Raw genomic sequence first — 6,236 nt, 5'->3', positions numbered from 1 at the left:
TTTACTATACTTCAGTTGTATATGTCCCCTTCAAGCACATACTCGAATGCAGCTTTTTGAAAGCATGAGGTACAAGTGCGCTGAAGGGGATTTTTTATGGTAGACGTTAAATATGTTTACTTTGTAAATAACCTATTTGACGCTTACCGTAAATTTATCATGAAATCCAAATTATCGTCATTAACCTATCCATGGCGGGAGAGTACAATGAAAAAATAAATCATTCAACTTATTATCTTTCCTCCCTTTCCTCATTTATTAAAGTAATTTCCTACTGTTCTTTTCACATTTGTAAGCGATCCCAACATGACATCTACATTTAGATTTACTCAGCTAATTATTTAGTTTTGTTTTAGATTGCACTGGTAGGCATCTGATGTATTAACACGGTTAAAGACTGGGATTTAAGAGTGGTACTCGAACTCAAAGGAGGTGATGCTGATCGATGGCAATTGGCAAGTAATAGAAAGTAATAGATTTGACTCGAAGGAGGAAAAAATGTCGCTGGCAAAGGTAATGATGCGGTAATTCAAGTGTTTGGCGACAAGAGAATAAACGCAGATGTCAATGGTGATGAAGTATCTCGATTTGAGACTTGGCTATCGTTGCAGGGACATAACAAAGCTAAGCGGGCTGCAATGAGAAGGTGGATGTAAATCATGAAGGTAAGGTTGACATTAAAGACCTTGCAATCGTAGCCAAAGCGATCTTGACATGACGATAGATAAAGCGAGATAGAAGCATGTTTTCCCCCTACATCATTCGGTACTTTCAAACGTTCCAGTATCACAGGAGATCGTGAAATAATTATACGAAAGGTGCGTATCTATGAAAATTTCTCGCATTATGTTATAAGATAGATTGCAATATTTCTTGAGCGTATCCTTAATAAGCAAAAACTAGAAAGGAGAAGGAATAAACAAAAATGAAAAGTTAAGAAAAAATCAATATCTTGCCGTTGATCTGATTCGCTCATTGTTCATTTGCCTCTAATGTATTGAAAGCCCTTTCATTTAGGATTTCTCTTCAGACGTCAAGCTAGCGAAACTGGACTTGTAAGAACGATTTGAGATACTTAATACTTTTAATCTTTCAATATAATTTATGAAAGTGGTGCAATTATGAAGAGAATAGCTTTATGGATTTTAATTTTGTTAATGTTTGGTATGGAATACTCTAGTACAGTTATATATGCACAGGGTAATAGTACTGTTCTGACAACCGAGAATACAAATGGGAGAACACTAATGAATTTAAATAGCGATTGGGGCTTTTACAGAGGCGAATTAGCAGGGGCAGAGGCAGTTGACTATGATGATCAGGCATTTGCTAATATAACGATTCCACACACCATGAGACTGGAGAAGAAACATGCTAATGGTGGAAAAGCAGTATATCAAGGAACAGGTTGGTACAGACGTTATTTTACGGTTGACGAGATGTACAGAGGAAATACAATCAATATTGACTTTGAAGGTGTAATGATCGACAGTGAAATCTATTTAAATGGAGAAAAAATTTATACGCGTAATGGTGGTTATGTAGGATTCTCTGTAGATATTACAGATAAAGTGAAATTTGGTGAAACCAATGTTTTAGCCGTAAAAGTATCTAGCTATGATAGTCCAGATACTCCGCCAGGAAAGCCAATAGCAAATCTCGATTTTCATTACTACGGCGGTATTTACCGAGATGTAACCATGAGGATTACAAATAATTTACATATTTCATATGTATTACAGGCTGATAAAACAGCTAGTGGCGGCGTTTTTGTGACTTATCCAGAAGTGAGCAAAACATATGCAAAGGTTAATGTAAAAACGCATGTTGTCAACCAAAATAATACATCAGCTAACACGAAAGTTGTAAGTAAGCTGGTGGACAAGGAAGGAAATACAGTTGCACAGGGTGAAGCTGATGCTGCAAGTATACCAGCAGGTGGAGATCAACAGTTTAATCAGGATATAACGTTAACCAATCCAAATTTGTGGCATCCAGATACACCTTATCTTTATTCTTTAGTTAGTGAAGTATACAACGGGTCAACTTTAGTTGATTCTGTTACGACAAAGATAGGGATCAGAACAATAGAGTACAAAGCAGATGGATTATATATCAATGGTGAAAAATTATTTTTACGCGGAGTAAACCGTCATCAGGCGTATCAGAATATTGGAGATGCAGCCTCTAATTCAATGCAGTATCGTGATGCGATGCAGATCAAGGAAAATGGATTTAATGCTGTTCGTGCTACGCATTATCCCAATGATCCGGCTTTTTTAGATGCAGCTGATGAATTGGGGTTATTAGTTATTGAATGTCAGCCTGGCTGGCAGAACTTCACCAAAAGTCAAAAGTTCTATGATCTCACTTTAAGAGATACACGTGAAATGATCAGACGTGACAGAAACAGACCGTCCGTCATCCTATGGGAAACTTCACTTAATGAGACGGGCTACTCTGCAGAATGGGCAAAAGAGGCTACTGGTATTGCTCATGCAGAATATCCTGGCAATCAGATGTATACAGCAGCAGACCATGGACTACAGGGATCTTTCTATGATGTGAACTATAAAGTCGTTGATATGAATTGGGAAGATGACTCAAGCAAATGGACTGACTTTGATCCAAACAAGCCATTCTTTACACGTGAATGGGGTGATTTTGAAGAATCTAGCAAGGCGCTGAGAAAAGAAGGCGAAGACGCTATGATGACTCAGATTTTGACGCGTCAGAGATATTTAAATGGAGATGGTTACTCTGACTGGGGTGGACTAGATGCAAATGATAGAATAGGTGGATATTTCTTATGGAGCTGGAATGACTATGCACGTGGATCAACGACGAAGACATTGGGAAGCGGAACAGTAGATATCGATAGATATGAAAAATATGATTACTACTGGTTACAGTCCATGCAATCGGCTAGAAATTCTGTAAATGGTCCAATGGTGTTTATAGCAAGCACATATTCTCCAACATCAAGCCTGAATGTTAATGTATTTAGTAACTGTGAGAGTGTGAAGCTCTATCAGAATAATGTATTGATTAAAGAAATTACAAGGGAAGAGGCTTTGAAATCTGTTCCGAACATAGCTAAAAAAGGTGGTAGCCCAATATTTACGTTTCAATTAGCAAAGTTTGCAGCAGGTGACCTTAGAGCCGAAGCGATTTTAGATGGAAAAGTCGTTAAAACGCATACGGTTAAAACACCAGGTCAAGCTGCTGGAATAGAAATTGAAGTACGTGACAGAGGAATCATGCCAGTAGCAGATGGTTCGGATGTAATCCCCGTATACTTCAAAGTAGTAGATGAGAATGGAACTGTCGTACCAAGCTACGAGGGTAGCATTAAAATTGCTGTCACAGGTGACGGGGAACTCGTTGGGGAAAACATCGAAAGAATAGGTGTTGAAGAACAGCGTGTTGAAGGTGGTATAGGTTTTGCATTTGTAAGAACTTCAGACGTCAGTGGAAATATAAACATCAATGCTACAGCAGAAGGATTGAATGGAGGAACAACAACAGTAAGTACAGTACCCTATCAAGGTCAGTTTGTCCCTGATGGACAGCATATACCATGGGTTGGTGGAGTTGACAAACTAGAAACCACAGAACAGACCTATAAAAATATTGCAGTTGGTAAACCTGTTACAAGTTCTTCTGAACAATCAGGTAACTTTGCAATGTATGCAGTAGATAACGACGAAGGTACAAGATGGTGTGCAAATGGATCATCCTTACCACAGTGGATACAGGTTGATTTACAGAATAGTAGTGCTTTGGCTGGTTTTCAGGTTATGTGGGAAAGTAGTACAAATGTATATAAGTACTATATTGAAGTATCAGAGGCTGGGATCAACTGGCAAAAGGTTATTGATAATACATTAAATACCACGCCTAATGGATATGAAGAAACAAAGCTTGTAGAAACAAATGGGAGATATGTAAGATTAACGATTGTTGATCGTATAACACATGGAGATTGGGCATCTTTATTTGAGTTTAAGATAATACCTTCAGAGAATGAGGAACCTGGTGACATTATAACAGATGCGAAAATAGAATCTATTACATCATCTTCAGAACATGAAGCTGACAGGGGTACGGATAAGCTTAGAGATGGTGTAACTACGATAGGAACGGGTTGGTTATCAAAGGAATTAACGCTTCCTCAGTCCGTGACAGTAAAATTCAACAGGCCTCAATCTATTATTGGAAGCCGTATTTTCTGGGAAAAGGACAGTAACTGGTACACATATGATTTAGAAGTATCTACGGATGGTGAAACATGGAAAAAGGCACTTGATAATCGCTATGTAGGTGGACAGCATTTCACACCAGAAAGATTTGCTAAGCCGTATGATAACATTAATTATGTTCGCGTAACAATTAAGGATATAACTGCTGGCGGCGGGTTCAGAATAGGTATGGCGGAACTGATATTATATGGGCAGGATTATGAGGAAGCAGAGCCGAACAATTTTGACTATGCAAGTGATCTGGAATGGGTATCAGCACACAGTGATTATAATGATGTACTTAAGGATGAACCGCAGTATGGCGATTCCACCCTTGACTTGAACTCTGCAACAGGAGTTAAGACTTTTACCAAAGGATTATCTTCAGATACAAATTCAGAAGTTGTATACAATGTAGATGGACGTGGGTATACAAGATTTCAAGTCTATGTAGGAATTGACAAGAAAGCCCCTAAAATGGGTGGAGAAGCTATCTTTAAAGTATTTAAAGATGATGAGCAAATCTATATTAGCCCAGTAATGATGAGAGATTACAACTGCGAATTTATTGATCTTGATATCACAGGAGCCAAGCAGATTAAGCTTGTTGCTGAATGGAATAACAATCCTGGCAATCCTGAAGCAAGGTATAATACGCATGTTGACTGGGCAGATGCCAAATTCATCTATGACGTAACCGTACCAACGAAGGCAGGAAGCATTGCAGGAACAGTGACAAATGGGCAAGACACTCCTGTAGAAGGTGCTAAAGTAAGTCTGACGGTAAGTGGAGCTGTATACGCTGCAACAACGTCATCAGAAGGAATCTATTTTATTGCGAATGTGCCAGTTGGTACAGACTATACTGTAACAGCTAGCAAGAAAGGCTATACAGAGCAAAGTAATAATGGTGATGTAATAGCAGATGCAACAACAACACTTGATTTTAACTTGGAAGCAGAAACAACAACAGATACATCTGCACCATCTTGGTCAGTAGATGCTAAATTATCAGTTACAAATGTTGGCAAGACTAGCCTTACACTTTCATGGACAGCAGCAACGGATGATACGGGTGTAACAAGCTATAAGGTTTATAAGAATGGTATTGCATTAATTACAATACCAGCTGATATCACTAGCTATACAGTCAGTGGCCTTTCATCTGACACGACGTATAAATTTAAAGTTGAAGCAGGCGATGCAGCAGAAAATTGGAGTAAGGATGGTCCGAGTGTAACGGTGAAGACTGAAGCTAGTTGGACACCACCAGATCCAACACCAACGTCAGATCCTAAACCAACACCTACACCAACGCCTAAGCCTACTGAGCCAACAGAGCCAGTTAAACCTATTGAACCTGAAACTCCAAAAGTAAAACTGTCGGATATTACGGATCATTGGGCTAAGGCTTCCATTGAAAAGTCGGTTGAACTTGGTTTTGTAAGTGGATATAAAGATTGGACTTTTAGACCGAATCGAACTGTAACACGTGGTGAATTCGCAACCATGTTAGCTAGAGCATTGAAATTGGATTTTGTTGATTCTGACTTTAGTTTTACGGATCAAAAGCAAACACCGGTATGGGCTCAGCCATTCATTCATGCACTTGTAAAGGCTGGTTTCATTTCTGGATACGAAGATGGTACTTTCCGTGCAAATAATGAAATAACACGATCTGAATTCGTAGTCATTATTGTTCGTGCATTAGGTCTTGAAGTTGATTCTAATGCACACCTGACATTTAATGATGCGAAACAGGTTCCGGCATGGGCTAGATCCTATGTTGCAGCAGCCGTGGAAGCAGGTCTAGTTAAGGGGGACGGGGATGGCAAATTCAATCCCAACAGTTCAACAACGAGAGCTGAGGCAGTCACATTGATTTTAGGCATGTTAAACCATCTTTAATAAATAAGAGAAGAATCGCTTTACTATACTTCAGTTGTATATGTCCCCTTCAAGCACATACTCGAATGCAGCTTTTTGAAAGCATGA

Annotated in this window: 1 protein-coding gene; it reads left to right on the top strand. The window is 39.0% G+C overall.

Features of this window, described 5'->3' with window-relative positions:
* Nucleotides 1–1,247: 1,247 nt before the first annotated feature.
* On the top strand, nt 1,248–6,149 hold the full coding sequence (locus BW961_RS29130; protein WP_169810297.1) for an S-layer homology domain-containing protein: 4,902 nt from the start codon (nt 1,248–1,250) through the stop codon (nt 6,147–6,149).
* Nucleotides 6,150–6,236: the final 87 nt, after the last annotated feature.

It is taken from the genome of Paenibacillus macquariensis, assembly GCF_900156375.1.
Lineage (GTDB): Bacteria > Bacillota > Bacilli > Paenibacillales > Paenibacillaceae > Paenibacillus_AQ > Paenibacillus_AQ macquariensis.
This window is presented reverse-complemented; position numbering and strand designations above follow the sequence as displayed.